24 protein-coding genes are annotated in these 25,928 nt (G+C 65.4%); 8 read left to right on the forward strand and 16 right to left on the reverse strand.

The annotated features are described in order from the left end of the window. Window positions 1-227: 227 nt before the first annotated feature. Complete coding sequence (locus tag L0D18_RS02125; protein WP_243027079.1) at window positions 228-734, forward strand: 2'-5' RNA ligase family protein; 507 nt, start codon at window positions 228-230, stop codon at window positions 732-734. Here the strand turns inward: L0D18_RS02125 and rpoD are convergent. Together rpoD and L0D18_RS02135 are read right to left on the reverse strand one after the other, a co-directional pair. Beyond that, window positions 731-2,020, reverse strand: coding sequence for an RNA polymerase sigma factor RpoD (gene rpoD / locus L0D18_RS02130; protein WP_423247890.1), 1,290 nt, complete (start codon window positions 2,018-2,020; stop codon window positions 731-733). The genes L0D18_RS02125 and rpoD overlap by 4 nt on opposite strands. Window positions 2,021-2,236: 216 nt before the next feature. Beyond that, entirely contained in the window at window positions 2,237-3,367 is a 1,131-nt protein-coding gene (locus L0D18_RS02135) for a class I SAM-dependent methyltransferase (RefSeq protein WP_243027081.1), read from the reverse strand. Between the two features lie 88 nt (window positions 3,368-3,455). Between L0D18_RS02135 and L0D18_RS02140 the strand changes: the two genes are divergently transcribed. Together L0D18_RS02140 and L0D18_RS02145 are read left to right on the forward strand one after the other, a co-directional pair. Beyond that, window positions 3,456-4,673, forward strand: coding sequence for an aspartate kinase (locus L0D18_RS02140; protein WP_243027082.1), 1,218 nt, complete (start codon window positions 3,456-3,458; stop codon window positions 4,671-4,673). After that, window positions 4,673-5,137 carry a phosphoribosyltransferase gene (locus L0D18_RS02145; RefSeq protein ID WP_243027084.1) on the forward strand — a complete coding sequence of 155 codons (465 nt, stop codon included), beginning with the start codon at window positions 4,673-4,675 and terminating at the stop codon, window positions 5,135-5,137. The genes L0D18_RS02140 and L0D18_RS02145 overlap by 1 nt, the downstream gene beginning before the upstream one ends. 38 nt (window positions 5,138-5,175) lie before the next feature. Here the strand turns inward: L0D18_RS02145 and L0D18_RS02150 are convergent, their stop codons facing one another. The 6 genes from L0D18_RS02150 to L0D18_RS02175 are packed head-to-tail and all read right to left on the reverse strand — an operon-like array spanning window position 5,176 to window position 13,877. Next, window positions 5,176-6,159 carry a malate dehydrogenase gene (locus L0D18_RS02150; RefSeq protein ID WP_243027085.1) on the reverse strand — a complete coding sequence of 328 codons (984 nt, stop codon included), beginning with the start codon at window positions 6,157-6,159 and terminating at the stop codon, window positions 5,176-5,178. A 39-nt stretch (window positions 6,160-6,198) separates the two neighbouring features. After that, a complete protein-coding gene (gene dnaG, locus L0D18_RS02155; RefSeq protein ID WP_243027086.1) occupies window positions 6,199-7,929 on the reverse strand; it encodes a DNA primase in 1,731 nt (576 codons plus the stop codon). After that, window positions 7,908-10,586, reverse strand: a complete 2,679-nt coding sequence (locus L0D18_RS02160) for an adenylate/guanylate cyclase domain-containing protein (RefSeq protein WP_243027088.1) — start codon at window positions 10,584-10,586, stop codon at window positions 7,908-7,910. Before L0D18_RS02160 ends, dnaG begins: the two co-directional genes overlap by 22 nt. A 1-nt stretch (window position 10,587) precedes the next feature. Further along, on the reverse strand, window positions 10,588-11,010 hold the full coding sequence (locus tag L0D18_RS02165; protein ID WP_243027090.1) for a hypothetical protein: 423 nt from the start codon (window positions 11,008-11,010) through the stop codon (window positions 10,588-10,590). A gap of 9 nt (window positions 11,011-11,019) precedes the next feature. After that, on the reverse strand, window positions 11,020-13,221 hold the full coding sequence (locus tag L0D18_RS02170) for a DEAD/DEAH box helicase (RefSeq protein WP_243027092.1): 2,202 nt from the start codon (window positions 13,219-13,221) through the stop codon (window positions 11,020-11,022). A 32-nt stretch (window positions 13,222-13,253) separates the two neighbouring features. Then, a complete protein-coding gene (locus L0D18_RS02175; protein ID WP_243027094.1) occupies window positions 13,254-13,877 on the reverse strand; it encodes a GNAT family N-acetyltransferase in 624 nt (207 codons plus the stop codon). 30 nt (window positions 13,878-13,907) lie between these two features. Between L0D18_RS02175 and L0D18_RS02180 the strand changes: the two genes are divergently transcribed. After that, window positions 13,908-14,990 (forward strand): PIG-L deacetylase family protein, encoded by a 1,083-nt coding sequence (locus L0D18_RS02180; RefSeq protein ID WP_243027096.1) that lies wholly within the window; start codon window positions 13,908-13,910, stop codon window positions 14,988-14,990. Here L0D18_RS02180 and scpB read toward each other — a convergent pair. Together scpB and L0D18_RS02190 are read right to left on the reverse strand one after the other, a co-directional pair. Further along, window positions 14,934-15,458 carry an SMC-Scp complex subunit ScpB gene (gene scpB, locus L0D18_RS02185; protein ID WP_243027097.1) on the reverse strand — a complete coding sequence of 175 codons (525 nt, stop codon included), beginning with the start codon at window positions 15,456-15,458 and terminating at the stop codon, window positions 14,934-14,936. The genes L0D18_RS02180 and scpB overlap by 57 nt on opposite strands. Continuing rightward, window positions 15,451-16,041: an L-threonylcarbamoyladenylate synthase gene (locus L0D18_RS02190; RefSeq protein ID WP_243027098.1), complete on the reverse strand. Its 591-nt coding sequence runs from the start codon at window positions 16,039-16,041 to the stop codon at window positions 15,451-15,453. Before L0D18_RS02190 ends, scpB begins: the two co-directional genes overlap by 8 nt. Here L0D18_RS02190 and pilC point away from each other — a divergent pair. Next, window positions 16,040-17,260, forward strand: coding sequence for a type IV pilus assembly protein PilC (gene pilC / locus L0D18_RS02195; protein ID WP_243027100.1), 1,221 nt, complete (start codon window positions 16,040-16,042; stop codon window positions 17,258-17,260). The two genes, L0D18_RS02190 and pilC, sit on opposite strands and share 2 nt — an antisense overlap. Here pilC and L0D18_RS02200 read toward each other — a convergent pair. Then, window positions 17,235-17,687: an EVE domain-containing protein gene (locus tag L0D18_RS02200; RefSeq protein ID WP_243027101.1), complete on the reverse strand. Its 453-nt coding sequence runs from the start codon at window positions 17,685-17,687 to the stop codon at window positions 17,235-17,237. The two genes, pilC and L0D18_RS02200, sit on opposite strands and share 26 nt — an antisense overlap. A 69-nt stretch (window positions 17,688-17,756) precedes the next feature. Here L0D18_RS02200 and L0D18_RS02205 point away from each other — a divergent pair, with 69 nt between their 5' ends. From L0D18_RS02205 to L0D18_RS02215, 3 genes are read left to right on the forward strand one after another with little or no spacing between them, the layout of a single operon-like run. Continuing rightward, complete coding sequence (locus L0D18_RS02205) at window positions 17,757-18,248, forward strand: hypothetical protein (protein ID WP_243027102.1); 492 nt, start codon at window positions 17,757-17,759, stop codon at window positions 18,246-18,248. Window positions 18,249-18,251: 3 nt separating this feature from the next. Further along, on the forward strand, window positions 18,252-19,616 hold the full coding sequence (locus tag L0D18_RS02210; RefSeq protein WP_243027103.1) for an FAD-binding oxidoreductase: 1,365 nt from the start codon (window positions 18,252-18,254) through the stop codon (window positions 19,614-19,616). Between the two features lie 49 nt (window positions 19,617-19,665). Continuing rightward, window positions 19,666-20,601 (forward strand): GGDEF domain-containing protein, encoded by a 936-nt coding sequence (locus L0D18_RS02215; protein WP_243027104.1) that lies wholly within the window; start codon window positions 19,666-19,668, stop codon window positions 20,599-20,601. Between the two features lie 332 nt (window positions 20,602-20,933). Here L0D18_RS02215 and L0D18_RS02220 read toward each other — a convergent pair whose 3' ends face one another. From L0D18_RS02220 to L0D18_RS02240, 5 genes are all read right to left on the reverse strand, one after another. Beyond that, window positions 20,934-22,013, reverse strand: coding sequence for a prephenate dehydrogenase (locus tag L0D18_RS02220; RefSeq protein WP_243027105.1), 1,080 nt, complete (start codon window positions 22,011-22,013; stop codon window positions 20,934-20,936). Then, window positions 22,010-23,044, reverse strand: a complete 1,035-nt coding sequence (gene aroF / locus L0D18_RS02225; protein ID WP_243027106.1) for a 3-deoxy-7-phosphoheptulonate synthase — start codon at window positions 23,042-23,044, stop codon at window positions 22,010-22,012. The genes L0D18_RS02220 and aroF overlap by 4 nt, the downstream gene beginning before the upstream one ends. Before the next feature lie 246 nt (window positions 23,045-23,290). After that, window positions 23,291-24,103, reverse strand: a complete 813-nt coding sequence (locus tag L0D18_RS02230; RefSeq protein ID WP_243027107.1) for a menaquinone biosynthetic enzyme MqnA/MqnD family protein — start codon at window positions 24,101-24,103, stop codon at window positions 23,291-23,293. Beyond that, a complete protein-coding gene (mqnE, locus tag L0D18_RS02235) occupies window positions 24,103-25,251 on the reverse strand; it encodes an aminofutalosine synthase MqnE (RefSeq protein ID WP_243027108.1) in 1,149 nt (382 codons plus the stop codon). Before mqnE ends, L0D18_RS02230 begins: the two co-directional genes overlap by 1 nt. Continuing rightward, a complete protein-coding gene (locus L0D18_RS02240) occupies window positions 25,248-25,928 on the reverse strand; it encodes a hypothetical protein (RefSeq protein ID WP_243027109.1) in 681 nt (226 codons plus the stop codon). The genes mqnE and L0D18_RS02240 overlap by 4 nt, the downstream gene beginning before the upstream one ends.

Genomic DNA, 25,928 nt, shown 5'->3' on the forward strand with positions numbered 1-25,928 from the left:
AAGGCCCTGGGGTGTGGGACGCCAGGGCTATTGTTACCGGTTACTGCAGGGCCTTCAGCGGGGCCAGGAGGACGGCATGGGTACAGGTGGGGTTTTGCCGAGCCCCCTTGAGCAAAATCGTGGGCGCCACCTTTTGTGGTCCTAGCCCACATCCCATGGGCCTTGGGGGGGCAAGGGGTCTCAGTGAAGCCGAGGGCCAGGGGGGTGTAGCGGGTATACTGGGCGGCGTGTACGGGGTGCTGGTATGGCCGCCGGAGGACCTGAGGCTTTTTCTGGAGGAGCTTCAGGCCCTTCACGGCATTAAGGGCTTTGGTCCACCGCACCTTAACCTGCGCCAGCCCTTTGACTGGCCCTACGAGGAGGAGGCTTTGAAGATCGCCCTTTCGGGCATCCTCCGGGGTCATGCCCCCTTTCGTCTGCGCCTGGGAGCCTGGGGCTATTTTCCCCAAGGGGTGGTCTACCTGAGGGCCTACGGGGGTAGCCCTTTCCGGCGGCTTTACCATGCCTTAGAGCCTTTGGCGCCTCCCCTAAAGGAAATAGAGGGCCCGAGTTACATACCCCATATCACCCTGGCCCTGGGCCTTAGCGAGGAGGAGGCGCAGGAGCTGGCAAAGAGGCTTCCTCCAGTACCCCGCCGTTCCTTTTTGGTGAGGGAGGTGGCCTTGGTGCGGGACGAGGATGAGGGCCACCTCCAAGAGGTGGCCCGCTTTTCCCTGGCCCCACCTCGCCTTTAGTCCAGGAAGTCCCGGAGCTTCCGGGTGCGGGACTCGTGGTACTTGAGTTTCCTCAAGGCTTTGTTCTCAATCTGGCGGATGCGCTCCCGGGTGACGCCGAAGTAGGCGCCCACCTCCTCGAGGGTGTGCTCCCGTCCATCTATGAGGCCTTTGCGCAGCTTCAGCACCATGGCCTCCCGCTCAGAAAGCTTGGAGAGGGCCTTTTCCAGCTCCTCCGCCAGGAGGCTCTGGGCGGCGGCGTCCACGGGGGAGGGGAGGTTCTCGTCGGGGATGAAGTCCCCATAGAAGCTGTCCTTTTCGTCCCCGATGGGGGTTTCCAGGGAGACCGGCTCCTGGGCGATCTTGAGGGTTTCCTCCACCCGTTTGGCATCCCAGCCCGGGCCCATGGCCTCGGCGATCTCCTCGTAGGTGGGTTCCCGCCCCAGCTCCTGCTGCAGGGTGCGGGCGGTGCGGGAGAGCTTGTTGATGGTCTCCACCATGTGCACGGGGATGCGGATGGTGCGGGCCTGGTCGGCGATGGCCCGGTTGATGGCCTGGCGGATCCACCAGGTGGCGTAGGTGGAGAACTTGAAGCGCCGCTTGTACTCAAACTTCTCCACCGCCCGGATGAGGCCTTGGTTGCCTTCCTGTATTAGATCCAGGAAAGAGAGCCCTCGGCCGGTGTATTTCTTGGCGATGGAAACCACCAGCCTCAGGTTGGCCTCTATGAGGTGCTGGCGGGCAGCCTCCCCCTCGCGGGCGAGGTGCAGGTAGCGCTTAAGCTCCTTGGGGAGGCTTTTGAGCTTTTGGTCAATCTCCTCCACCGTCTTGGGGTCCAGTTTCTCCTTTAGGCCGGGGATCTGGCTGATGCGGGCGGAGCCCAGGATCTTGGCCCGGACCACCTCGCGGATTAAATCCCCATCCAGGCCCGTGGCTTCGGAGAGCTTCTTAATGGCCTCCATGCCCTCCTCCACCTTGCGGGCCAGCTCGATCTCCTCTTCCAAGGTGAGGAGGGGGACCTGGCCGATCTCGTGCAGGTACTGGCGCACGGGATCGGAGGTGGAAACCTTGGGAAGGGCCAGTTCCTCCTCTTCCTCAAAGAGCTCCTCGCCCAGGTAGTCCGGGGAAGGCCCTTCCTCGGGGAGAATGAGGTCGTCGGCCTCCAGGAAACCCTCCTCCCCCATGGGGTCCAGGGGCTCCTCCAGGAAGATCTCGGGGGCGAGGTCGGGCTCCTCCGCCTCGAGCTGGGGTTCCTCCGGCCCCTCCTCCAGATAGCTCCTCTGGGGATCCTGGGCAGCAGGGGCCATCTCCTCGGGAGCGGTTTCCTCCTGGGGAGGGGTTTTCCCCCGGTTTTCCGAGGCGGCCCCTCCAGGGCTCACCTTGGCCGGGGAGGCCTTGGAGGATTTCTCTAGGGCGTTGGTGGGTTCTTGGGTTTGGACGGACATCCTTTCCTCTTCCCCAGCGGTAACCTGCTTTGCCTTGTTCTTGGTCTTCTTCAACGCGGACCTCCCTCCTTGGGGGTTCTATCCCCGGTTGGCCTTTTGGGCGAAAAGCACCTTGTACTCCTTCACCAAAAGCGTCCTAAAAGCGCCAAAGCGCTCCTCCAGTAGGGGCTCATACTTGAGAAAGGGGTTAGCCACCAGGAAAAACCCACCGCCCGGCTTTAGCCGGGCCGCCGCCGCTTCCACGAAGGCCTGGGCCACATCCAGGATAACCGCTCCCCCCACGTGAAAAGGGGGGTTCGTAACTATGATGTCAAATGCCTCGCCTTCTGTCAAGGCCTCGTCCACATCGGAGTGGAGCACCAGGGCGGTGAGCTGGTTCTCCACCAGGTTCCTTTTCAAAGAGAGGACTGAGACCAGGTCGTCCTCTAGGGCCGTCACCTCCCCGCCCATGTGGGCCAAGGGAAGGGTGAGGGCCCCGTAGCCTGCCCCCAGGTCCAGGATGCGCTTTCCCCAGATGCCTTCCCGGCCTACCTCCCCCACCAGGGCCTCCAGAAGAAGCACCGAGGCTTTGTCCACCTTCCCGGCGGAAAAGACCCCGGGGAGGTGGAAGAAGGTGAAGGACTCTCCGAGAAGCGTGGCCGCAAAGCGGTGCCAGAGGGCGGGTAGGGGTGGGGCTTCTTTTTCCTTTTCCAGAAGGGCTACCCGCACCGGGCCTTCCCGCTTCAGCACCTTGCCGTAGCCCAAGAGGGCCTGGGCCTCCTTAAAGTAGCGCTCGAACCCCTTGTTCTTATCCCCGGCCAGATACACCCGCCCCCCCATCCGTAAGGCGCGGGCGGCGGCCACCAGGGTGGCCTGCACGTAAGCGGTGCCCCGGCCTGCGGGCAGGGCCAGGACCACCAGGTGGTAGGCGTTCTCCTCCGCCTCCCATGGAGGGGCGAGGCGGACCCTTAGGCCGCTGGCCTCGAGGCACCGGAAGGCGGCCCTGGAGGTCTCCAGCCTGTCCACCCGCATCTGGCCTTCCAGGGGAAGGCTTCCCAAGCCTACCCCTGGGTTAAGGTCCAGGGCTCTTTCGCCAAAGGGTTCCACGGTGCGCTGCAAAAGCTCAAAGACCGGGTCCCGATACCCCCTGGCCCCCGGCTTCACGTAAAGCGCTCCCCCGGGCCGGGGTAAGGGGGTGAGGCGGTGGTACTCGGCTAGGGTCAGGCCCACAATGCTCCAGGATACGGGGCTTGGGGTGGATGGGCAAATGTGATAGTATTCCTTTTCAAGCCGCCCCCATGGCGGCAAGGAGGCAAGCGTGGCCCTGGTCGTGCAAAAATATGGCGGCACCTCCGTGGGCGACCTGGAGCGCATCCACAAGGTGGCCCAGCGCATCGCCCACTACCGGGAAAAGGGGCATAGGCTGGCGGTGGTGGTCTCGGCCATGGGCCACACCACCGACGAGCTCATCGCCTTGGCCAAGCGGGTGAACCCAAGACCCCCCTTTAGGGAGCTGGACCTCCTCACCACCACCGGGGAGCAGGTTTCCGTGGCCCTCCTATCCATGCAGCTATGGGCCATGGGCATCCCGGCCAGGGGGTTTGTGCAACACCAGATCGGCATCCTCACCGATGGGCGCTTTGGCGATGCCCGCATCCTGGAGGTAAACCCTACCCGCATTCAGGAGGCTTTGGATCAAGGGTATGTGGCGGTGATCGCCGGCTTCATGGGCACCACCCTCGAGGGGGAGATCACCACCTTGGGCCGGGGAGGTTCCGACACCACCGCCGTGGCCATCGCCGCCGCTTTGGGGGCCAAGGAGTGCGAGATCTACACGGACACGGAAGGGGTCTACACCACCGATCCCCACCTGATCCCCGAGGCCCGCAAACTGGAGGTTATCGGCTACGACCAGATGCTGGAGATGGCCGCCCTGGGGGCCAGGGTCCTCCACCCTCGGGCGGTGTACTATGCCAAGCGTTACCGGGTGGTGCTCCACGTGCGCTCCAGCTTCTCCTATAACCCTGGTACCCTGGTGAAGGAGGTCAACATGGAAATGGGCAAGGTGGTGACGGGTGCGGCCCTAGACCTGGATCACGCCCAGATTGGGCTTATCGGCATTCCCGACCAGCCGGGGATTGCCGCCAAGGTTTTCCAGGCCTTGGCGGAGAGGGGCATCGCCGTGGACATGATCATCCAAGGGGTTCCCGGGCACGATCCTTCCCGGCAGCAGATGGCCTTTACCGTGAAGAAGGATTTCGCCCAGGAGGCCCTCGAGGCCCTGGAACCTGTCCTGGCCGAGATCGGGGGGGAGGCCCTTCTCCGCCCTGACATCGCCAAGGTCTCCATCGTGGGGGTGGGGTTGGCCTCGGCCCCGGAGATCCCCGCCAAGATGTTCCAGGCGGTGGCCTCCACCGGGGCCAACATTGAGATGATCGCCACCAGCGAGGTGCGCATCTCCGTCATCATCCCTGCCCAGTATGCCGAGGCGGCCCTAAGGGCGGTGCACCAGGCCTTTGAGCTGGACAAGCCCTGATGGAAAGGACCTTCCTCTCTTGGGAGGATCTCCTTCGCCTGGTACGCCACCTGGTTGGGAGGCTTCCGGGGGAGGAGTTTGACCTCATCCTGGGCATCGCCCGGGGCGGGCTCATCCCCACGGCCCTTCTGGCCCAGGCCTTGGGGATGCGGGACATCCTAACGGCAGCGGTGGTGTTCTACGAGGGGGAGGAGGCTCTTCCTGAGCCGGTGTTCTTGCAGTTTCCCCCGGATCCTTTGCTTTTCGGCAAAAGGGTTTTGGTGGTGGATGACGTGTGGGACTCGGGGCGGACAGCCCTGGCGGTGAAGCTCCGGGTGCGCCAGGCGGGTGGGTTTCCCTTGGTGGCCACCCTGCACTTCAAGCCCGGCCGGAACCAGGTGCCGGACCAACCCGACGTGTACGCCGAGGCCACGGAGGCCTGGGTGGTCTACCCTTGGGCCCCGGAGGCCTGGATGAAAACGTAAGCCACCCTGGCCTTGGGCCAGGGTGGGGTGCGAAAGCCCTAAATGAGCCCCAGAGCCTTTACCTGTTCCATCTCGTCCAGAAGCTCCTGGGCGGTGATCTCCATCCGCTTGCGGGCGAAGTCGTTGATCTCCAAACCCCGGACGATCTCGTACCTCCCATCCTTGGCGGTGACGGGGAAGGAGTAGACGATCCCCTCGGGGACCCCGTAGGAGCCGTCGGAAGGGATGGCCATGGAAACCCAGTCCCCTTCAGGGGTGCCCAAGGCCCAGTCGCGGATGTGCTCGATGGCGGCGTTGGCGGCGCTGGCGGCGCTGGAAGCCCCCCGGGCTTGGATGATGGCCGCGCCCCTTTGGGCCACGGTGGGGATGAACTCCTTTTCGTACCACTCCATGTCCACCAGCTCCAAGGCGGGTTTGCCGTCCACCTCCGCATGGAAGAGGTCGGGGAACATGGTGGAGGAGTGGTTGCCCCAAACGGCAATCCGGCGGATGCGGTCCACGGGAACACCCGTCTTCTTGGCCAGTTGGGCCTTGGCCCGGTTGTGGTCCAGCCGGGTCATGGCGGTAAAGTTTCTGGGATCCAGGCCCTCGGCGTTTTTGTAGGCGATGAGGGCGTTGGTGTTGGCGGGGTTGCCCACCACCAGGACCTTAACCTCCCGCTTGGCCGCCTCCGCCAGGGCCCGGCCTTGCTCGGTGAAGATCTTGCCGTTCATCTCCAGGAGGTCGCGGCGCTCCATGCCCGCCTTCCTGGGGGCTGCTCCCACCAAAAGGGCGTAGTCGGCGTCCTTAAAGGCCACCTTAGGGTCATCCGTGGCCACGATCCCCGCCAAGAGGGGGAAGGCGCAGTCCTCCAGCTCCATGATGACCCCCTCCAAGGCTCTCAGGGCCTGGGGTATCTCAAGAAGCTGGAGGATCACGGGTTGGTCCTTTCCCAGCATCTCCCCTGCAGCGATGCGGAAAAGAAGGCTGTAGCCGATCTGGCCTGCGGCGCCGGTTACCGCCACGCGAACGGGGCCTTTCATCTTGTACCTCCCTGGGCCTACGCCCAAGGGGATTTTACCTTAAAGCCTCCGGTAAATGCGTCTTTCCGCCTCTATGGCCTGGTCCAGTTCCTGGATTTCTCGCAGGATCTCCAGGCTGGGGTTACGGTGAAGCTCTTCTTTCAGCTTGGCTCGACGCTCCAGGTAATAGGCTTCCCGCAAGCGGGCCAGGGTTTTTTCCAGGAGTTCTGGGAACCTGGGCTCGTCCATGGAGGGGACCAGCATCAGCCTTTCCAGAAGGATGCCCCCCGCTTCTTTGCGGCTTAGCACCTGGCGCAGGTAATCCCGTCGGGGTTCGCGGCTGGCCAGCTCCAAGAACTCGGAGAGCAGGGAGCCTTCCGGGGGCCATACGTGAAGGGCCGTGTGGTGCACCCACTCGGCAAAGCGCTCCTCCGGAAGGGAGAGGAGGAGGGCCATCACGTCCAGCTCCAGGAGGAGGACCCGGTTTTTGGGCTCGGCCTTGGGGGGTTGGGGGGGTGGGCGCTTGCCCCGTTTGAGGCTGGCCAGGTAGTCCTCCAGTTGCCTGGGGGAAAGGCCCAGCCGCTCCACCACCAGGGCCTTAAGGCGGTCGGCCACGGGGTCAAAGGGTTCTGAGGAAAGCATCCTGGGGGTGAGGGCTTCCAAGGCTTTCCGCTTGTGCTCGGGCCGGGTTAGGTCCAGGCCCCGGCTGGCCTCCTGGAAGCGGAACTCCACCTCGGGGAGGGCCTCCTCCAGGGCCTTTTGGAAGAGGGCCGGACCCTCAGGGAGGAGAAGGAGCTCCCCGGGGTCCTTGCGGGGCAGGCGCACGGCATAGAAGAGGAACTTCCGGGCCAAGGAGAGGTCCAGGCTCTGCAGGGTGGCCCTTTGCCCGGCCTCGTCGGCGTCAAAGGCCAGGTAGACCTCCCGCACCTCCTGCATCGCCAAAAGGTGGGCCTGCTCCTCGGAAAGCCCCGAGCCCAAAACCGCCACCGCCTCGGTGAAGCCCATCTGGTGGAGGGCGATGGCGTCAAAAAGCCCTTCCACCACGATGGCCCGCCCCTCGCGCAGTTTGGCCTTGGCCTCGGGGTAGGCGAAGAGCACCTCCCGCTTGCGGAAGAGGGGGGTTTCCGGGGAGTTCAGGTACTTGGGGGCCTCATCCCCCAGGGCCCTCCCCGTGAAGGCCACGATCCTCCCCAGGTGGTCCTTGATGGGGAAGGTGATGCGGTTCCGGAAGCGGTCGTAGAAGCGCCCGTCCTTTTCCGCCAGGACCCCGGCCTTAAGGCCTTCCTCCGGGCTGATGCCGTGCCGGCTCAGGTGGGTGAGGAGGCCATCCCCCTTGGGGGGGGCATAGCCCAGGCCAAAGTGGGCTATGCTTTCCGGGTTGAGGCCTCGGCTTTCCAGATACGCCTGGGCCTCGAGGGAGGCCTTTAGCCCCTCCAGGAAGTAGGCTTGGGCCAGCTTCAGAACGTCAAAAAGCTCCCGGCGTTTGGCGGGCGTGCCGGCTTTAGGGATCTCCACCCCAGCCTCCTCCGCCAGGCGCTCCAAGGCCCCAAGGAAGTCCAGGCCCTCAATCTTTTCCACGAAGGCGAGAAGGTCCCCCCCTGCTTTGCAGCCGAAGCAGTGAAAGAGCCCCTTCTCCTCGTCCACGTAGAAGGAGGGGGTCTTTTCCTGGTGGAAGGGGCAGAGGCCCTTCCAGCGGCCGCGGCCCGCGGGCTTCAAGGCCACGTACCGGGAAACCACCTCCTTGAGGGAGAGGCGGCGCTTGATGGCCTCTACCGCTTGACCGGTGTCCATCCTACCCCCCGCTTACGCCAAAGCCTTAGGACCCACCTTCCCAGGATACCGTAACCCCGGAGGCGGCCTTCCGGCTTGGCCCCCGCCAAGACCGCGTGCCAGACTTGGGTCAGGGGCACGGAGGGGACAAAGCTTAGGAGGTGGTCCACCCTTTCCCCTTCCTCCAGAAGGAGTTGGGACCTTAAGAGCCTGGCCACCTCCAGGTGCACGGCGAACCCCGTGCGGTGGGTCTGGTAGAGGAGGTACTGGGAGAGGGTCTGGGCCCTTCTTGGGGCCTTGGGCCACAGGTAAAGGGCCAAGGAGGTCAGGGCCAGATGGTAAACGTAGGGATTGGATAGCCGCCTGGCCTCCCGTAAGGCCTCCTTGAGGAGGGGGGTGGGGTCTTGGCCCTTTTGCCAGCGGTGGTGGGCCAGGGCCAATACCGCCAGGCCTTTGCCGTCGGGATGCCGCAGGGCTTCTTGGAAAAGATCCTCCCGGAAGCGCCCCCTCAAGGTCCAGGCGGAGAGGAGGGCGGCAGCCAGCCAGGGGTGGGGCATCTGGCGGTAAGCGGCCTCCCCTTCCTCCAGGGCCTGGGGGAGGCGGCCGGTTTCCAGAAGGAGGCGGATCCGGGTGGCGTGGAAGCGGGTTTCCGACTCCAGGTCCCCGGGCGGTGCCTCCGTTAGCAGGGCCTCCGCTTCGGCGTAGCGGCCCAGGTCCATGAGGAGGCCCGCCCTTAGGCTCTGCCGGTGGATCTTGAGGGGGGTGGGGACCAGGGGATGGGGTTCGGTGAGGACCTCCAGGGCTTGCCGGGGCTGGAAGGCCCGCCAAAGGGCCCCCGCCACCCTAAGCCGGGCCTGGGCCTCCTCTAGGGGGTAGGGTTTGAGGCCGGAAAGCAAGGGGAGGAGGTCCAAGGGATGTGTGGCCTGGCGGAAAGCCTCCAGGACAGGGTCTTGGGACCTAGGGCCTCCTCTGGCTTCCTGGTCCAGGCCAAGGGAGGCCCGGGCGTCCTTTAGTTCCTTCGCTAGAGGTTCCCGCCAGTCTGGAGGAGCGGCCTCCAAGGCTTCTTGGTAAAGGGGTATGGCCCTTTCCGGATGGCCTTGCCGCCAGGCGGCCTGGGCAAGGATCCGGAAGGCCTGTGCGGCTTCCCGTCCGTGCCCTGCCCGCTTCAGGTGCTGGGCCATGGGCCATAGGGCCCGCTTTTCCCGGTAAAACTGGGCCGCCTCCAGATGCCAGGCCTTGGCCCGGCTTTCCGGCACCAGGGCTCGGGCTGCCTGTAGGACCTCGGGCAGGGGTGTGCCCTCCTCCACAAGGCCCTCCTCTTCCAAGCGCTTGGGGGAAAAGGTGCCCACAAGCCGCTCTAAAAGCTCCCTTAGGCCTTCCCAACCGCGAGGGGGGGGCCCAGGATCTTCCGGGGAGGGGATTAGGGCCTCGTGCACCACTCCCAGGGCGAGGAGGGCGTTCCGTTCTCCGGGGGGGAGGGCATCCAAGGCGGGCTGAAGGGCGAGAAGCGGGGGTGCCTTCAGACCCCTCACCTCCAGGACGGGCTGGAGGATGGGCCTACGGCTCTCCACCAGGAGCATGAGGTTGGGAAAGGGATGCTCAAGGAGGCGCCGCAGGGTGGCATCAGGGGCGTGGAGGTTCTTGGCCAGCAAAAACACGGGATGGGGTAGGTTTTCCAAAACCCTTTTCCAAGCTTCAAAGATGGTTTGCTCCAGAACGTTCCGCTCCCAGGGGGGACGGGCCACCCTAGCCAACCTAGCCCCTTCGGGGCCCTTTTCCTCGAGGCCCAGGCTGTAGCGCAGGGCCAAGGAGAGCTGGGGAGGGAGTTTCCCCAGGGCCAGGAACCTTTCCACTTGGCCAAAGGTTGCCTCCACCGCCTGGCGCAAGGTGGCGCGCAAGGGTGTCTCGGGCCCCATACGGTCCAGGACCACCACGGGATGGGGCCAGGTTTCCAAAAACTTCTCCAGGATTAGGCTTTTGCCGCTTCCCGGCGGGCCCACCAGGTTCAGGCGGGCGGGGAAACGACCGAAGGTTTTCTGAAGGAGGGCCAGAAGAGCCTGGCCGTCCGGGTCAAGCTTCACCTGGACCGCCTTCACCCGGGACACCTCCACCGTTCCCAGGCCCTTGGCCTCCCGGAGGCCCAGGCCTTCCGCCTCCACCCCTCGGGCCAGGGCCAGGGTTTGGGACTCGGTGAGCACCTCTCCCGGGAGGGCCATCTTGCTGAGCCGCTCCGCCAGGACCACCGGGGGGCCCACCGCGGTGGGTTCGCCTGCCTGGCCGCTTCCCAAGGGGGCCCAAAGCACCTCCCCGCTGGCCACCCCGGCCCGGGCGGGCAAAGGGGAGGTGCGCACCATCTCCAAGGCGGCCTCCAGGGCCCGCCAGGGCTCTTTGCCTCGAGCCCTGGGGGCCCCAAAGAGGACCAGGATCCCATCCCCCAGGAAGCGGTGGACGAAACCTCCTTTGGCCCGGGCCACGCGAGCGGCCTCCTCGAGGGCCTCCTGCAGGTGCTGGTAGGCCACCTGGAGGCCAGCTTGGAAGTGCTGGCTGGAGTTCACCAGATCGTAGAAGAGAACGCTTACATACCGCCTTTCCTCGGGCAAAAGGGCCCCCAGGGCCCGGCCGCAGGCCATGCAAAAACGGGCCTCGGGGGGGTTTTTCTGCCCGCATTCGCAGCGCATCTCACTCCCGGAAGAGCATTAAAGGTGGCCAGAGGAGCACCTCGGCCATCTCCGGCAAGGGATCTTCCGCATACACCACCAGGGGCAGGAGGCTTTCCAGCAAGTAAAAGCCCTCGTCCAAGGGGAGGGCTTTTCCCCCTAGGCGGTAGGACGCCCCCTCCCGTTGCCAGAAGGCCTCCCCTCTGAGGGGTTTGGCCTCCCGCACCATCCCGTGCAGGAGCACCCAGGTGGGGCCGGTGGGGGCAGGGGGGGTACCCCGGTCAAAGGCGTAGAAGACCTGGCCCCGGGCCAGGCCCTCCAGCAAGGGGCTTCCCCAAGGTTCGGGGAACAGGTAAGCCTCCACCCCATGGGCTCGGAAACGGGCGAAGAAGCCCTCGGGGCTTTCCTCTATGGCGCGGCCGGTGGCGGTGGCCCTGGGGGTCATGGCTAAAGTCTAATGCAGGGTCCTCTGGGGTAGGGAGAGGGTGAGGTGGGCGGCCAGGAAAAGGGCCGCTTCCTTGTCCAGGTACTGGTTGCCGTTGCCGCACTTGGGGGAGAGGACGCACCGGGGGCAACCTTCCTGGCAGGGGCAGGCCTTGAGGAGCTCCAAGGCCGCCTGGATCCACTGGGGGAAGCGGCGGGCCGCCTGGCGGGCGTAGCCCACGCCCCCGGGGTAGCCGTCGTAGATGAAGATGGTGGGGCCGCCGCCCGAGGGCAGGGGCTTGGGGTAGAAGGGGTAGGAAAGCCCCCCAATGTCCTGCCTTTCCGCCAGGACGAAAAGGGGCAAAAGGCCGATCAAGGTGTGCTCCAGGGCGTGGATGCCCCCGGGGATCCGGTGGGGTGGGACCACCAAGGGGGGGTGGAACCAAAGGGCCTCGGTGGGGAAGGTGATCTCCGGCAAATCCAAGGGCACTTCTTCCAGGACGCTTCCTGTGAAGAAGCGCTTCTTGGCATAGGCCACCACCCGCTCCCGCAAGACCACCTGGCCCACCCAGACCCCATGGGCCAAGGCTTCCCCGGAGAGGACTTCCAGGTGGGTTTCCGCCCGGGGCTCGGTGTAGTAGTCCTCGAGGGCGGGAAGAAGCCAGATCTCCCGCCTTTGGGGGTCGATGTTCCGCACCAGGTAGCTCTCCCCCCCGTGCAGGTAGACCGCCCCCGGGTGGGCCTCCCAGTAGGCCTGGCGCTCGTCCAGGTAGCCCAGGACCTCCCCATCCGGGCCCTTTAGGGTGAAGGTGGACCCCAGGCCCCTCAGGGAGATGTCCCGGTGAGGGCGGCGCTTGGGGGTGTAGTAGCGGCCGTCCTTTTCCCTAAGTTGGGCCAACGCCTCTGGGCAGAGGATCTCCTCCCGCACAAGGGGTTTCTCCCAGGCGGCCGCGTGCAGGTGGAGGGGACAGAGCACGGGGTTTTGCGGATCCGCCACCGCCACCTCGGGAGGGGTCCTTAGGAGGAGTTCGGGCCGGTGGAGAAAGTATTCGTCCAAGGGGTCTTCCCGGGGGATGTAGACCACCAGGGCCCTCCGCCTCCCCCTTCCCGCCCTGCCCGCCCGCTGCCAGAAGGCGGAGATGGACCCGGGATAGCCCACCAGGACCACGGCGTCCAGTTCCCCGATGTCCACCCCCAGTTCCAAGGCGCTGGTGGAGACCAGGACCCGCACCTCCCCAGACTTCAAGCCCTCCTCCAGGCGGCGCCTTTCCTTGGCGGTGTAGCCCGCCCGGTAGGGGCGCACCTTGGGGTGGGCCGCGTAGCGGGCGATGAGCTCGGCGCTCCTTCGGGCGTTGGTGAAGATGATTCCCCTTAAACCCCCTTCCGCCAAGGCCCGGGCCAGGTAGGCGGCCTCCAGGAGGGGGCTTCGCCGCCTCTCCCCCTTGGCGTCCAGGGGCTTGGGAAGGAGCACCAAAAGCTCCCGTTCCGAGCGGGCCACCTCCTCCCGGAGCTCCACGAAGGGAAGGCCGGTCAGACCTTCTGCGTGCTCCTTGGCGTTGCCGATGGTGGCGCTGGCGGCGATCACCTGGGGGTTGGCCCCGTAGTGGCGGGCCAGGCGCAGGAGGCGGAAGAGGACCAGGGCCACGTGGGTGCCGAAGACCCCTCGGTAGGCGTGGAGCTCGTCCAGCACCAGGTAGCGGAGCTGGGAAAGGAAGGGGGCCCACTCCCCATGCCGGGGCAGGAGGCCGAAGTGGAGCATGTCGGGGTTGCTGAGGAGGACCAGGCCCTCTTGGCGAGCCTTCCGTCTAAGGTCGGCGCGCGTGTCCCCATCGTAGGGATAAACCCCTTGGACCCCCAAGGCCTCGGCCATGGCCCTAAGGCGCCGCAGTTGGTCGTGGGCCAGGGCCTTGGTGGGGAAGAGGAGGAGGCTGGTTTCTCCCTCCAGGGCGGCCTTGAGCACCGGGGCCTGGAAGACCAGGCTCTTACCGGCGGCGGTGGAGTAGGCCATGACCACGTTGTTTCCCTCTTCCACCGCCAGAAGGGCTTCCTTTTGGTGGGCGAAGGGCTTAAGGCCTAGGGCCTCGAGGACCCCCGCGAAGGCGCCCTGGTAGGGGACGGTTTTGGGGGGATTTTGGGGAAGGGTTCGGGCAAAGACGATGCGCCCTTGGAACTCCGGGTCGGCCTCCAGCCAGTCCCGGTAGCTAGCCCATCCCCTTAAGGCCTCGGGCAGCACCCTTCCATTATGGCCTTACCGCGGTCTTTTTCTTAAAGCTCCTTAACCCAGACCTCGTGGATGACGGGATGGCCGTGGTAGGGGGCCCAGAAGGGGCTGGCCCGCTTGGCGTAGAGGCGGAAGCCCAGGCTCCCGTAGAGCTTCCGGGCGGCGGCGTTGGCCCGGGTGGTGGAAAGCTGCACCCCTTTTACCCCGCTTTTCTTTAGGCACTCCAGAAAATCCCTAAGGAGGGCCTTTCCCAGACCTTTCCCCTGGGCCTTGGGATCCACGGCGATGTGCAGGTGGGCGGGGTAAAGGCTCTTGGGGGCCTTAGGGCCTGGGAAGAGGAGGAGCCTCAGGAGGTAGCGGAGGTGGGGAAGAGGTGGTCCGTAACAGCCTAGCAGAAGCTTGAGGAGAAGGAGTGGCATGCGGGGAAGGAGGTAAAGGGTGAGGGCGAGGTTGGAACAGGCGCCCAGGATGTAGCCCAGGATCTCCCCTTCTTCCTCCGCCACCCGGGAACAGCATCCCCGCCTCAGGTAAGGGGCTACGAAGAGCTCCCCCCAAAGCTCCTGGCTGGGGAAGACCAAAGGGCCTTCCCGCCCCAGGAGGAGGGTCCTGTGGGAAAGCCGGGCGATGGCGGGGAGGTCTTTTTCCTCGGCGAGGCGAAGGAGGGCCACGGGACCACTTTAGCCCGTACAATGCCCCTTGTGCGCCGCCTGGCTCCCTGGCAGTGGCTCCTCTTCCTTTTGGCCCTCTACCTGGTTTTGGCGGAGGCCTTAAGGCTTTGGCTGGGCCTCCTCTGGGCGGAGCGGGTGGGGCTCATCCTGGCGGCCCTGGGGGTTTGGGCTTTCATCAACGGGAGGTTCATCTTCGCCTACTACCACGCCCTTACCACCTCCTTCCGGGTGCGGAGGCTTCCTCCCTATCCGCAACCCCAGCCGGGGGAGCACCTCCTCCTCCTGGTCCCCCACCCGGACGACGAGGTGCTGGCGGCGGCGGGTCTGATGCGCCGCACTCTTCTAAGGGGAGGGCGGGTGAGCGTGGTCTACCTCACCTCGGGGGATGCCTTTGACCTGGCTGCGGGAAGCCCTTTGCCCTCCAAGGAGGCCATGCGCCGGCTGGCCTTAAGGCGCATGGTGGAGGCCTGGCGGGGCCTCGAGGTCCTGGGCCTTCCCCGGGATAACGCCTATTTCCTGGGGTTTCCCGACCAAGGGCTTTTCGCCCTTTTCACCACCCACTACTACCTGCCCTACGAAAGCCCCTACACCGGGCTTAAGGCGGTGGCCTACCCGGGCTGTTACCGCCCTGGGCTTCCCTACACGGGCAAGGCCTTGGAGGCCACCTTGGTGGAGCTTCTCACTGCCCTCAAGCCCACCCGTATCCTCCTTCCAAGCCCACTGGACGCGCATCGGGACCACCAGGCCACCGCCTACTTCGGCATGCAGGTAGCGGCTTCTTTGGGAATGGAGAAGAGGCTGGAGTACTACCTCATCCACGGGGGGTACCAGTACCCCCTGCCCAAAGGGCTCCATCCCCGGCTTCCCCTCTACCCGCCCCCTAGGGGAAGGGGCCTCCCTTGGCGCCGCTTTCCCCTGAGCGAGGAGGAGGTGAGGCTTAAGGAAAAGGCCATCCGTGCCCACCGAACCCAGATGCGGCTATTGGGCCGCTTTCTCCTGGCCTTCGTGCGCCAGAACGAACTCTTTAGCCCCCTGCCCATCCCGGCGCGGGAGGCCTTAGCCTCGGAGGAAGAGGAGGGGTGGGCCGTCCTCGAGGGGCGGGAGGTCCTCTAGGCTTTCCAGGCCGAAGACCTCCAGGAAGCGCTCCGTGGTGCCGTAAAGCTTGGGCCGGCCCGGGGCTTCCTTCTCGCCCACCACCCGGATGAGCCCCCGTTCCAAGAGACTGTCCAGGACTCCCTCCACGCTTTTGCCCCGCATGGCCTCCAACTCCGCCCGGGCCACGGGCTGGTGGTAGGCGATGAGGGCCAGGACCTCCAGGGCCGCCTTGGAGAGCCGAGGCGGGCTGGGCTTGAGGACCTTTTCCACGGCTCCTAGAACTCCCTCGTGCACCACCAGCCGCCAGCCTCCCGCCACCCGTTCCAGGGCCACCCCTAGGCCTCCCTCCTTGAGTTCCGCCTCCAAGGCCTGGAGCGCCCTCAGGAGCCCCTCCTCCGGATGGCCCAAGGCCTTTAGTTCCCGTAAGGACACGGGCCTGCCCGCAGCGAAGAGGACCGCTAGAAGCTCGGCCTTTAGGCTAGGCATCTTGCAGGTAAGGCCAAAGGGCCTCCTGGGGAATGGACCCTTCCCTTAGGACCTTCCCCGTGCGCAGGTCCACCACGCTGGAGGCTAGGCCCTTAGCCTCCCCGGGGAAGACATAGTCTACGCCGAAGGCCCGGGCCTCGGCCTCTGTGCGGACCGGGGGTTCTCCGCTTTTGTTGAGGCTGGTGGCGGCGGCATACCCGCCCACTTGGCGGAGGAGCTCCCTAAGAAGCCCGTGGTCCGGCATCCTGAGCCCCACGGAGCCATCCCGGCTGATCCAAGGGGGAATGTTTCGCCCCGGCACCACCACGGTGAGCCCGCCAGGCCAGAAGGCCTCCACCAGGCGCAGGAACTTCCCCTTAAGAGGCCCCAGGTCCGCCAGGCCCAAGGCGCTTTCCAGATCCGCCACCAGTACCTGCAAGGGCTTTTCCTCCCCCCGTCCCTTCAGGGCGTAGATGCGCCGGCAGGCGGCCTCATCCTCCATCCGGGCCAGCACCCCCCAGACGGTGTCGGTGGGAAAGGCCACCAGGCCCCCATCCTTGAGGGTCTCCGCCGCTTCCTGGACCTTCTGGTATACTTCTACCATGCCGGTCTACCAGTATAAGGCCCGCGACCGCCAGGGCCGCCTGGTGGAGGCCACCATTGAGGCCGAGGACCTGCGCACCGCTGCCAGGCTCCTTAGGGACCGGGGTCTTTTTGTGGCCGAGATCAAGGAGCCGGGAAGGGGCTTGCAGGCGGAGGTGCGGCTTCCCGCTTTGGAGAGGGGGCCCGGGCTTAAGGACCTGGCCATCTTTTCCCGGCAGCTGGCCACCATGCTGGGGGCAGGGCTTACCCTGCTCCAATCCCTATCCATTCTGGAAAAGCAGACGGAGAACAAGAAGTTCCGGGAGATCATCAAGAAGGTCCGCACCGACATAGAAGGCGGCATGGCCTTCTCCGAGGCCCTGGCCAAGCACAAGCTCTTCTCCCGGCTTTACGTGAACCTGGTGCGGGCTGGGGAGACCTCGGGCGGTTTGGACGTGATCCTGGACCGCTTGGCCACCTTCCTGGAGAAGGACCTGGAGCTGAGGGGCAAGATCCGTAGCGCCATGACCTACCCCACCATCGTCTTCGTCTTTGCCGTGGGCGTGGCCTACTTCCTCCTCACCGGCATCGTGCCCCAGTTTGCCCAGATCCTCACGGACTTGGGTTCGGAGCTTCCCCTGCTTACCCGTTTCCTCATCGCCCTTTCGGACTTCCTCCGGGCGGCCACCCTGCCCCTTTTGCTGCTATTGGTGGTCCTTTTCTTCGTCTACCGCTGGTACTATGGCACCCCCCAGGGGCGGAAGGCGGTTGACCGCGTGAAGCTCCGGATGCCCGTCTTCGGCAACCTAAACCGCAAGACGGCGGTGGCCCGTTTTTCCCGCACCCTGGCCCTGCTCCTTTCCAGCGGGGTGAACATCGTGGAGTCCTTGGACATCACCAAGGGAACCGCGGGGAATAGCGTGGTGGAGGAGATCGTGGACATGGCTAAGCTCAAGGTGCAACAAGGGGAACCCTTGAACCTTACCCTGGCCCAGCACCCCTTCGTCTTTCCGCCCATGGTGAGCTCCATGGTGGCCATCGGCGAGGAAACAGGGGCCTTGGATACCTTGCTTTCCAAGATCGCCGACTTCTACGAGCGGGAGGTGGACGAGGCGGTGGCCAGCCTCACTGCGGCCATTGAGCCCCTCATGATCATCTTCCTGGGGGTGATTGTGGGCATGATCGTGGCGGGGATGTTCCTGCCCCTCTTCAAGATCATCGGCACCCTTTCCGCGCAATAAGCTTCTCGGCCACCTCCGGGGGAACCGGCATCACGGAAAGCCGGTTCCCCCTCTTTACCAGGGGGTGGTCTTGGGGAAAGCAGGCCTTGAGCTGGGCCAGGGGGATGAGGGGCCAGGCCTCGAGGAAGGCCACCTCCACCGTGTACCAGCGGGGCTTTTCCCGGGTGGCCTTGGGGTCAAAATAGGGGCTTTGAGGGTCAAACTGCGTGGGGTCAGGAACCAGGGTCCTCACCACTTGGCAAAGCCCGGCAATCCCCGGAGGGTTGGCGCCCGAATGGTAAAAGAAACAAAGGTCCCCCACCTGCATCCGCATCAGGTAGTTCCGGGCCTGGTAGTTGCGCACCCCGTCCCAAACGGCCCCGCCTTCCTGCTTCAGGTCCAGGATGCTATACACCTCGGGTTCGGACTTGAGAAGCCAGTAGGCCATGGCCCAAGTCTAAAGGGGGCTTTAGCGGGGACAAAACCTTCTTGGGGAGGATCTCGCGAAGATAGGAGCATGCGGGGTCTTTTGTTCCCCCTCCTTTGGCTCCTTTCCGCCTGCACCCTGACCCTGGAAGTGGTCTATCCAGGCCACCGCATCACGGGGCTGAAAACGCAAGGCACCTACTGCGCCTCTGCCAATACCCGGGTGGACTTCCGCTTTAGCCTGGAGGGAAGGCTGGACCGACTGGAGTTTTTCTGGATTCCTGAGGGCCTAAGCCCAAGCCAAGCCCGCCCGGAGGAGCGCTATACCCTTTGGGGGCCTATATATTCTGGAGAGGTCCGGGGCTTTGTGGAGGTGACGCCTTCGGGAGGGATACGGGCGGTTTCCCTGGCCTCGCCTTCAGGAGCGGCGTTAAGGCCCCAGGGCGTCACCGTGGAGCCCTTGCCCGAGCGCAGGCTTTGGCTTCGGGGCCACACCGGGGGCTTGGCTGGGCCCTATGTGCGGGCGGCCAACCCGGTAATCCCCGACTCCTCCCCCTATTGCGATCCGGGCTGGTACCCTTAGGGCATGGCGGCTTGGGGAAAAGCGCAGACCGGGGAGGTGCGCGAGGAGCTGAAGGCCCTTTTCGGCTCCAGGGCCCTCCTTTCCCCGGCGGAGAAAGGGGTGTACCGCTACGACGCCATCCTGGTGGGGCCGGAGCCTTTGGCGGTGGCCCTGCCGGAGTCCCGGGAGGAGGTGCAGGCCCTGGTGCGCCTGGCCCGGAAGTACCACCTTCCCCTGGTTCCCCGGGGTGCGGGAAGCGGCCTGAGCGGGGGGGCGGTGCCGGAGGAGGGGGCCATTGTGGTGGCCTTTACCCGCATGACCCGCCTGGAGCTGGACCCTGTAGGGCGTACCGCCTGGGCCGAGCCTGGGGTGACCACGGCCAGGATCTCGGAGGAGGCCAGGCCCTACGGGCTTTTCTACCCCCCTGACCCCGCCTCCTCGCGCACCAGCACCCTGGGGGGCAACCTGGGGGAGAACGCCGGGGGGCCCCTCTGCTTCAAGTACGGGGTCACGGGGGATTACGTCTTGGAGCTGGAGTTCGTGGACGCCTGGGGGGAGGTGCACCGCCTGGGCCGGGAGGCCTACGATGTGGCTGGCCTGCTTATCGGCTCGGAAGGGACCTTGGGCCTGATCACGGGGGTGCGGGTGCGGCTTCTTCCCCTTCCCCGGTACCGGGCCACCTTGATGGCGGCCTTTCCCCACGTGGGCGCCCTGGCAGAGGCGGTCTCCCGGGCCATCGCCTTGGGGGCGGTGCCGGCGAAGCTGGAGTTTTTGGATCCCGTTTGCGTAAACGCCGTGGAGGACTACCTGGGCCTGGGGCTTCCAAGAGGGCATGCCCTCCTTTTGGCGGAAACGGATGGGGAGGACCTCGAGGTGGTCCAAGAGGAGCTTTCGCTTCTGGAGAGGACGGCCCAGGAACTTGGGGCTAGGGTGCAGAAGGCGCGGGACGAGAAGGAGGCGGAGGCCCTTTGGCGGGCCAGGCGGAGCGTGAGCCCCGCCTTGGGCCGCATCCGCCCCAAGCGGGTCAACGAGGACATCGCGGTGCCCAGAAGCCAGCTTCCTGAGGTGGTGCGGGAGATCCAGGCCTTGGGGGAGGCCTACGGCCTGGTGGTGGCCCAGTTTGGCCATATTGGGGATGGGAACCTGCACCCCAACATCCTCTTTGACCCCAGGCGGGAGAGCGAGGAACGGGTCTGGGAGCTGGCCCACCAGATCGCCCGGGTGGCCCTACGGCATGGCGGCGTGCTTTCCGGGGAGCATGGGATTGGCCTCATGAAGCGGGAGTTCATGAAGGAAGCGGTGGAGGAAGGGACCCTCGAGGCTTTCCGCACGGTAAAGGCCACCTTGGATCCCCAGGGGCTCCTGAACCCGGGCAAGGTCCTGCCCTAACGGGTCTATTTTCACGGGCCTTTGACAGGAAGGAGTCTACCCTGGAAGCATGGATGGCCGGGGCCGGGTCTTCTACTTTGCCAGCTGGGCGGGGTTGGCCCTGGGCCTTTTGCTCCAGGTGAGGCGCTTCCCGCCCCAGGGCCTGGAGGTTCTCGTCCACCTTTTGCTGGTCCTCTGGGCCCTTTGGGCCATGAGCCGGGGCCCCAAGGTGGCGCCCCGCCTTCTCCTCCATCCTCTAGGTGCCTATCTGCTTTTTGAGATGTGGCGGATGGGGGAGGGCTGGCCCTTGGCTGGGTTCTTCACCCCGGCCCTGTACCTGCTTTCCGGGTTCGCCTATCCTCCTTGGTCCTTGGGGCATCTTTTGGGGGCCTTTTGGGGTGGGGTCTTGGTCCTGGCCCCCCTGGTGTGGGGCCGGAACCTGGACGCTTGGCCCCATTTTGCGGTAAGCCAGGCTATCCTCTACAGCCTCACCTTCCTCCTGGCCCGGTTCCGAGAACTTCATGGCCAGATGCGCTTTTGGAAGGAGCAAGCCCTAACCTGCCCCCTCACTGGCCTTCCCAACCGCCGGGCCTTGGAGATGGCCCTAGAGCGGGAGGCGGCCCGGGTGGAGCGGGGGGAAAAGCCCTTTAGCCTGGTGATCCTAGACCTGGACGACTTCAAAAAGGTCAACGACACCCAGGGTCACCTGGCGGGGGACCGGCTCCTAAAGGAGGTGGCCCAGTACCTGGTGACCCACGTGCGCCAGGGGGATCTGGTGGGGCGCTGGGGTGGAGAGGAGTTCGCCATCCTCCTTCCTAGGACCGAGGGGGAGGAGGCGATGCAGGTGGCGGAAAGGCTCAGGACCGGGCTTAGCCGCTTAGGGGTCACGGGAAGCTTTGGGGTGGCGGTGTACCAAGGAGATCTACGGGACCTATTCCAAAGGGCGGATAGGGCCCTTTACCGGGCCAAGGGGGAGGGAAAGAACCGGGTGGAACGGGACCTCTAGAGAAAAGGGGGGTGTGGGGGGCTATAATCCCCGGTTTTCAAACCGGGGATACATGGGTCAGCGAAGCTACATGAACTCCCCCACGTGTCCCATAGGGACACACGGCACATTTTGCGGTAGGTGTGCTACGATATGCCCGTGGACCAGAAGCACCGTCCACCCGTGGCAGGTCACGGGCGCAGCCCGTATCTTGAGCTTGAGCATAGCGCTCGCCTGCCGCGGAACGGAATTTTCCAGGCTCGGACGGAGCCTACAAGATAGCCTTCCGGCTGACCGGGGATAGGTGCTCCAACCTAGAACCGAGAAGCCTCGCTCTTCAAAGCGAGGAGTCGTCACGAGACCCGGTACCCCACCTGGGAGAGCACTTCCCGGGCCCTTTCCCGCTCCTCCCGGCTGGCAAAGCCCAGCCGGATGGCCCCGGCTTCCTCGCGGATGGTGAGGACCTCGATGTCCTTGATGTTGACCCCGGCTTCGCCTAGGGCAGTGGCTATCTTGGCGATCTGGCCCGGGCGGTCGGGTACCTGGACCACCAGGTCGTGCATCTCGGGCAGGAGGCTGCGGCGCACGATGGGGAGGCTATCCCGGGTGCGCTTGGCCTCAACCGCCGCTTGGAGAAGGGCCTCGGGCTGGTCCAGGAGGTCTTCCAGTTCCCCTAGCACCCCCCTTAGCTCCTCTATGGCCTCCTTGAGGGCTTCTTTGTTCTCCACCACCATGTCCCGGCTCATCCGGGGGGAGCCGGAGGCCACCCGGGTCAGGTCGCGAAACCCCCCGGCGGCCAAGAACATGAGGAGGTCCCGGTAGGGGCTATGGGCCACCAGGTGGTTCAGGGCCACGGCCAGGAGGTAGGGGAGGTGGGAGATGCGGGCCACCAGCTGGTCGTGGAGCCCTGGGGGGATCTCCAAAGGATAGGCCCCCAAGGCCTCCACCAGCTGGCGGAGGCTTTCCTTGGCCTGGGGGCTAGTCCTTTCCGTGGGGGTGAGGACCCAGATGGCGTTTTGCAGGAGGCCGGCGTGGGCGTTTTCCACCCCGGCCCGCTCGCTTCCCGCCATGGGGTGGCCCCCCAGGAAGTGGGGGAGGGTGTCCTCGAGGGCCGCCACCACCTTGGCTTTCACGCTTCCCACATCGGTCCAGAGGCTTTCGGGGTGGGCCAAGGGGGCCAGCTCCCGGCCCAGGTCCGCCAAGGCCCCCACGGGTGCGGCCAGGATGCCCAGCTCCAGTTCTTCCACCCAGGGCCCTAGCTGGGGGTGGATCCGGTCGGCCACCCCCAGGAAAAGGGCCCTTTCCAGGGCCTCGGGGTCTTGGTCGTAGGCATGGACCTCCTCGGCCAGGAAGCGCTCCTTCAGGCCCAAGGCCACGCTTCCTCCCAAAAGCCCCACCCCAAAGATCCCCACCTTGCCAAAAAGGGGCTTCATCCTAGGACCGGTGCGGAGAGGGTTTTGTCCAAGGCCTCCACCAGGCGGCGGGCCTTTTGCATGAGCTCGGCGAACTCGTGCTCATGGAGCTGCTGGGCGGCATCGGAAAGGGCTTTTTCCGGCTCGGGATGGGTTTCCACGATAAGGCCGTCCGCCCCCGCCGCCAGCCCCGCCAGGGCTAAGGGGATGACCCATTCCCGCCGGCCTGCGGGGTGGGAAGGGTCCACCCATACGGGAAGATGGGTGAGGCTTTTGAGCACGGGCACCGCGGAAACGTCCAGGGTGAAGCGGGTGGCCTTCTCAAAGGTGCGGATTCCCCTTTCCACCAGGATCACCTGCATGTTCCCCCGGGAGAGGATGTATTCGGCGCTCATTAGGAACTCCTCCAGGGTCATGCTCATGCCCCGTTTGAGGAGGACGGGCTTTTTCACCTCCCCCACCGCCTGGAGGAGGGCGAAGTTCTGGGCGTTGCGGGCCCCGATCTGCAGGGCGTCGGCATACTCCGCCACCAGTTCCACCTGCTCGGGGGAGAGGACCTCGGTGACCACGGGAAGCCCCGTCTCCCGCCGGGCCTCGGCCAGGATCTTGAGCCCCTCCAGGCCAAGGCCCTGGAAGGCGTAGGGGCTGGTCCTGGGTTTGAAGGCCCCGCCTCTCAGCATCCCCGCCCCGTGGGCCTTCACGTAGCGGGCGGCCCTTAGGGTCTGCTCCCGGGACTCCACCCCGCAGGGCCCGGCGGCGATGAGCACGTGCCCGCCCCCGGTTTTGCCCGTGGGGAACTCCAAGACGGTGGGAAAGGGCTGGACCTCGAGGCTCGCCAGCTTGTAGGGCTTGGAGATGGGGATCACCTCCGCCACCCCGGGAAGGGCGCGGAAGTGCTCCATGAGCTCCGGGGTGGGCCCGCGACCGATGGCCCCCACCAAGGTGGTCTCCACCCCCCGGGAAACGTGGGGCCGGTAGCCCACCTTCTCAATCTCCCCAATGACCTCTTCCAGCTCCGCTTCCGTATGTCCTCGCCGCATCACGATCAGCATGGTTCCCTCCGAAAAGCCTTGGGCGCCCCCTTTTTGGGGGCGCCCTTCTTGCGGAAAAGCCTCATGCGGGCCGCAGGGCGCCCCCGGCGGGATAATAAAAGCCGAAGTGGCGCCCAAGGGTCCGCATATTGCCTCCAAGCATAGGGAAGGGAAAGGACCCTGTCAAGGGGGGAGGCCCCCGCCTGGGGTTCGCTCCCGAAGGCTGGCGGTAAGGCGCACCGGCCCGTAGGGCCAAGGCGTCTGGGGTCAGGCGGGATAGTAGAGGGGGGCGAAGGGGAGGCCCAGGGCCTGGGCGAAGGCCTTAAGGCCTAAGCGATCGGGCTCCTCCAGGTGGTAGCGGAAGTTCCAAAGGTAGTGCTCCATCAGGGCCGGGTGGATTCCAAGCCGCTTGGCCTCGGCTTCCGCTACTTCTCCCAGCCGGCTAAGCCCCTGGCGCCGAGCCCTCCTCAAGGCCTGCACCACCTCCAAGGGAGGAGGGTTTTCCTTGCGGTAGGCCCAGACGGCGAAGACGAAGGGAAGCCTGGTGCGTGCAAACCAGAGCATGGAAAGGTCCACCACCGCCACCTCCCCGAAGCGGGTGGGGAGGGCGTGGGGGGTTTCAGGGAGGTGGCTTAGGAGGCTGGCGTAGGCCTGGATGGCCCTATCGCCGATGAGGAGGACCCCGTCGTACTCCTTAAGGAGCTCCAGTCCCCCTTCCTTGGCCTCGTACTGGGGGAAAACCCCCTGTTCCCCAAGGAGGAGCTTTAGGAGCTCCACGCTGGTGGCGCTTTCCGTGGTGAGGGCAATGCGCCTTAGGTTGGCAAGCCTTCCCTTATGGAATAGGTTCACCGAGTACACCCGCCCCAGGACGGCCACGGAAAAGTCGGGAAGAAGCCCCAGCTCCTCCTGGTGTTCCAGGTAGAAGTAGCTGGAAACCAGGGAAAGCCCCACCTCCCCCGAGAGCACCATGCGGTTGAGCTCCGCGGGAACCCCATAGCAGAGCCGCCAGCTCCCTGGCTCCAGAAAGCGGTAGAGGGGGGCGGTGTTGGCGTAGAGGGGAACCCCTAGGGCGTAGACCATCAGGCCTCTTTAGGGCCCCTTTCCCCCCAGGGAACCGCCACCTGGTCCCAGACCCGGATCTCCCGGTAAAGGGCGTCCCGTTCCACGGGGATGCGCCCTGCCCTCTGGATGATGCCCGCAAGCTCCCTTTTGGAAAGTCCCTGGGGGGTGGGGCTTCCCGCCATGTGGACGATGCGCTCCTCAATGAGGGTGCCGTCAATGTCCGTCACCCCCCAGTCCAGGGAAACCTGGGCCAGTTCCGGGGTCAGGGTGGCCCAGTACCCCTTGATGTGGGGGATGTTGTCCAGGTAAAGCCGGGCCACGGCCAGGTTGCGCAGGTCGTCCAGGCCGGTGGTGAACCCCCGCTGGCCCAGCTTCTTGGCCAGAGGGTTGCCGTCCGGTTGGAAGGCCAAGGGGATGAAGCTCATAAAGCCCCCGGTTTCGTCCTGAAGGCGCCTTAGGCGGTCCATGTGGTCCAGGCGCTCCTCCAGGGTCTCTATGTGCCCGTAGAGCATGGTGGCGTTGGTGGGGATGCCCAGCTCATGGGCAATCCTATGGATGGAAAGCCATCCTTCCGCGGAAACCTTGGCCCGGGCGATCTCCTTGCGCACCCTGTCGGCAAAGATCTCCGCCCCCCCTCCGGGCATGGCGTCCAGCCCCGCTTCCTTGAGGGCCTGGAGCACTTCCCTATAGGGAAGACGGGCGATCTTGGAGAAGTGGTGGATCTCCGCCGCCGTCCAGGCCTTCACCTGGACCCCGGGGAAGGCTTCCTTTAGGGCCCGTACCAGATCCAGGTAGTACTGAAAAGGCCTTTTGGGGTGGTGGCCTGCCGTCATGTGGATCTCCGTGAGGCCGGGCTGGTAGCGCTCCCTGACCCAGGCCACCACCTCTTCCACGTCCCAGTCCCAGGCCCCTTCCTCGCCAAACTTCCTTTGGAAGGCGCAGAAGGTGCAGCCCACGTAGCAGATGTTGGTCTGGGAGACCCGGATGGAATGCACGAAATAGGTCTTGTGCCCGTGCTTCCTCTCCCGCACCCGGTTGGCCAGGCGCATGAGGTTTGGGAGGTCTGGGGTCTGGTAGAGGACGAGCCCCTCGGCGAAGGTGAGCCGCTCGCCGGCTTCCACCTTCTCGGCGATGGGCCAAAGCTTGGGGTCCCGGATGCCCTTCACGCCAAGGAGTCTACCCCCTTTCGGAACCGCCCGACTAGGGCTTCCACTTCCTTTCGCCTACCCCCTACGCTCTTTCCCGGCAAGAGGCCCCGCAGGTAACGGTCGGTGAGAAGCAGGTCCACATAGGGGTAGAGGGTGGCCGCCATGACCGCATCCAAAAGGTCGGAGGGGCGGGGTTTGCGGAGGGTATCCGAGGCCATGCGGGCGAGAAGCTCGGCCAGAAGGCGCACGAAGGGCACCTCCTTAAGCCCGGTGCGGGCCCTGATCTCCCTGAGGGCCTCCTCGAGGGCCTCCCGGTAGGGCAGACCCCGGAGGCTTTCGGGCAGGCCCCGGAAGGGGGAGAGGTCCGCAGGGGCTTCCCAGCTTCCTCCCCTCCAGAGGAAATCCTCCCGGGAAAGCCCCCCCTCCTGGCGCACGGCCACCTCCTGCCAGGGGCGCACCCAGTAGCCTTGGGAAAGCTCGGCGAAAAGGCGCTCCAGGGCGGGTAGGAGGTAACCGGCCTTTTCCGCAGGGCCCCGGATGGGGTAGAGGGTTTCCAGCACGTGGAAGGGGCTGGGTGGGGCCAGGACCTGGCCCTTAAGGGCCAGGTACAGCTCCCCGAAAACCTCGTGCCCCCGCTGGCCCAAGAGGTGCTTGGCCATGCGGCTGGCGTAGTTTTGGTCCAGATAGACCAGCAA

It is taken from the genome of Thermus albus, assembly GCF_022760855.1.
GTDB lineage: Bacteria > Deinococcota > Deinococci > Deinococcales > Thermaceae > Thermus > Thermus albus.

What these genes read in the sequence shown, in the direction of transcription:
- rpoD (WP_423247890.1), bottom strand. Translation starts at nt 2,020, where the DNA reads ATGGCCCCTGCTGCCCAGGATCCCCAGAGGAGCTATCTGGAGGAGGGG.
- L0D18_RS02190 (WP_243027098.1), bottom strand. Translation starts at nt 16,041, where the DNA reads ATGGTAGAAGTATACCAGAAGGTCCAGGAAGCGGCGGAGACCCTCAAG.
- L0D18_RS02215 (WP_243027104.1), top strand. Translation starts at nt 19,666, where the DNA reads ATGGATGGCCGGGGCCGGGTCTTCTACTTTGCCAGCTGGGCGGGGTTG.
- L0D18_RS02210 (WP_243027103.1), top strand. Translation starts at nt 18,252, where the DNA reads ATGGCGGCTTGGGGAAAAGCGCAGACCGGGGAGGTGCGCGAGGAGCTG.
- pilC (WP_243027100.1), top strand. Translation starts at nt 16,040, where the DNA reads ATGCCGGTCTACCAGTATAAGGCCCGCGACCGCCAGGGCCGCCTGGTG.
- L0D18_RS02205 (WP_243027102.1), top strand. Translation starts at nt 17,757, where the DNA reads ATGCGGGGTCTTTTGTTCCCCCTCCTTTGGCTCCTTTCCGCCTGCACC.
- L0D18_RS02200 (WP_243027101.1), bottom strand. Translation starts at nt 17,687, where the DNA reads ATGGCCTACTGGCTTCTCAAGTCCGAACCCGAGGTGTATAGCATCCTG.
- L0D18_RS02220 (WP_243027105.1), bottom strand. Translation starts at nt 22,013, where the DNA reads ATGAAGCCCCTTTTTGGCAAGGTGGGGATCTTTGGGGTGGGGCTTTTG.
- L0D18_RS02165 (WP_243027090.1), bottom strand. Translation starts at nt 11,010, where the DNA reads ATGACCCCCAGGGCCACCGCCACCGGCCGCGCCATAGAGGAAAGCCCC.
- L0D18_RS02150 (WP_243027085.1), bottom strand. Translation starts at nt 6,159, where the DNA reads ATGAAAGGCCCCGTTCGCGTGGCGGTAACCGGCGCCGCAGGCCAGATC.
- L0D18_RS02160 (WP_243027088.1), bottom strand. Translation starts at nt 10,586, where the DNA reads ATGCGCTGCGAATGCGGGCAGAAAAACCCCCCCGAGGCCCGTTTTTGC.
- L0D18_RS02145 (WP_243027084.1), top strand. Translation starts at nt 4,673, where the DNA reads ATGGAAAGGACCTTCCTCTCTTGGGAGGATCTCCTTCGCCTGGTACGC.
- L0D18_RS02230 (WP_243027107.1), bottom strand. Translation starts at nt 24,103, where the DNA reads ATGGTCTACGCCCTAGGGGTTCCCCTCTACGCCAACACCGCCCCCCTC.
- dnaG (WP_243027086.1), bottom strand. Translation starts at nt 7,929, where the DNA reads ATGGACACCGGTCAAGCGGTAGAGGCCATCAAGCGCCGCCTCTCCCTC.
- scpB (WP_243027097.1), bottom strand. Translation starts at nt 15,458, where the DNA reads ATGCCTAGCCTAAAGGCCGAGCTTCTAGCGGTCCTCTTCGCTGCGGGC.
- aroF (WP_243027106.1), bottom strand. Translation starts at nt 23,044, where the DNA reads ATGCTGATCGTGATGCGGCGAGGACATACGGAAGCGGAGCTGGAAGAG.